The sequence below is a fragment of the Nonomuraea sp. NPDC047529 genome, assembly GCF_040642995.1.
Lineage (GTDB): Bacteria > Actinomycetota > Actinomycetes > Streptosporangiales > Streptosporangiaceae > Nonomuraea.
On the sequence record NZ_JBEYTJ010000109.1, the window covers coordinates 1 to 1846 of the forward strand.

Consider the following 1846-nt stretch of genomic DNA (forward strand, 5'->3'; position numbering starts at 1 on the left):
ATGCTGGCAGCCTGTCCGGGCACCCGGATCCTCGTGACGAGCCGCGAGCGCCTCGGCGTGCCCGGCGAACGTACCGTGCCGATCGGCCCGTTGCCCCTGGCCTCCGACGCGGAGGCGCTCTTCCTCGACCGGGCCACCGCGGCCGATCCCGAGTTCGACGCCGACCCGGCCCTGCTGACGCAGATCTGCGCCCGGCTCGACGGCATTCCCCTGGCCATCGAACTCGCCGCGGCCCGCAGCGCCTCTCTCGGGCTTGCCGGGCTGCTCGTCGCGCTCGACGACACGCTGAGGCTGCTCACCGGAGGACGGGCCGCCGACCGGCGGCATCGGTCCCTGCGCGCGGTGCTCGAATGGAGTCACGACCTGCTCGACCAGGAGGAACAGGCGCTGTTCCGGCGACTGTCGATGTTCTGCGGCGGCTTCGACCTGGCCGCCGCGACGGCGCTCACCGCCGGCCGCCGGCCCGGCGCCGTGAGCCATGTGCTGGGGCGACTCGTCGACAAGAGCCTCGTCGTACGCGCCCCGGGGACAGCGAGCCGATGGCGGCTCCTGCAGACCGTCAGAGCCTTCGCCGAGGACCTGTTACAAGGCGCCGGCGAGTACGACGCGGCTCGGGAACTCCACCTGCTGTGGGCCGCCGGTGCCGCGACGGCGATGCAGGAGCGGCTGGTCGCCGCCAGACAGTACGGCGCCGGGGCAGCGACGCCGGTCGAAGACAGCCAGAAGGACGGCGTCGAGGTCTGGCGGCGGGAGTTCGACGAGGTCGCAGACGATCTGCGCGCGGCCCTGGCCGCCGCACCGCCCGGACCGGGCGGGGCGGCGCACCGGCTGGCCCGCTCGCTGGGTCACCTCACCTTCGCCCGCCGGTTCCTGGCCGAGGCCCAAGGCCACTACCGGCAGGCGGCGGAACGGGCTCCCGGCCCCGCCGAAGCGGCCAAGGACCTGCGGAACGCGGCCGACTGCTCCCTGGACAACATCTCGGGGCAGAACGTGTTCGACCTGCTGCTCGCCTCGGCGGCACAGGCCCACGCCGCGGGCGACAAGAACGGCCGCGCGGTCGCCCTGGCCCGTGCGGTGGAGACAGCGGCGAGGTTTCTCGCCTCCTTCCCCGAGGGCATTCCCGGCGAACGGCTACGCCGTGATCTCACGGAAGCCGCCGAGGCCGGAGACCCCGGCGACCCGGTCGTGGCGGCGGCCCTCGCCACGGCGGCAGCCTGGACCGAGCGGCCGGGCGCCTTCGACCCGGACCCGGCCCTGGCCGCCCGCGCGCTCGCCGTCGCACGGACGACGCGCGACGCCGTGCTCATCAGCGCGGGGCTCGACGCGGTGACGACCGCCGCCGTACGGGCCGGCCGGCATCGCGAGGCCCGCAGGTACACCGAGGAGCGGCTGGCACTGCTGTCGGAGATGGACCGCGACGACCCGCGTTCGGCCATCGAGATCGTGGACACCCTGCACGTGGCCTGCACCGACGCGATCGTCGCGGGAGATCTGCCCGCGGCGATCAGCGCCGGTCGGCTCATGATGGCCGACGACCTCGTCGGGGACCACCCCTACATCTCGGCCAGCAGGTTGATCCCCGCGCTCGTCCTCACCGGAGACCTCGGCGCGGCCCTGCGCTACGGCGAACGGATGTGGGCGGGCTGGGAACGAGCCGGCCGCCCCCCGGCCGGATGGCTGCTGCCTTCCGTGTCGGCCATCGCGCTCGCCCACGGACTCCTCGACGACCGGGCGCGTTTCCGGCTCTGGCGTCACAGAGCCGGCGTGGTGGTCGACCACGCGCAGGCCGGGCATGCCCGGCTGACTTCCTTCGGCGCGTTCGTCGATGCCCGGGCCGCGCTGCACT

General features: G+C 74.3%; 1 pseudogene. It reads left to right on the plus strand.

Going from position 1 to position 1846, the window contains the following annotated elements:
* Positions 1 to 33 precede the first annotated feature (33 nt).
* Positions 34 to 1846: pseudogene (locus ABZ815_RS52745) on the plus strand (hypothetical protein); the annotation flags it as partial.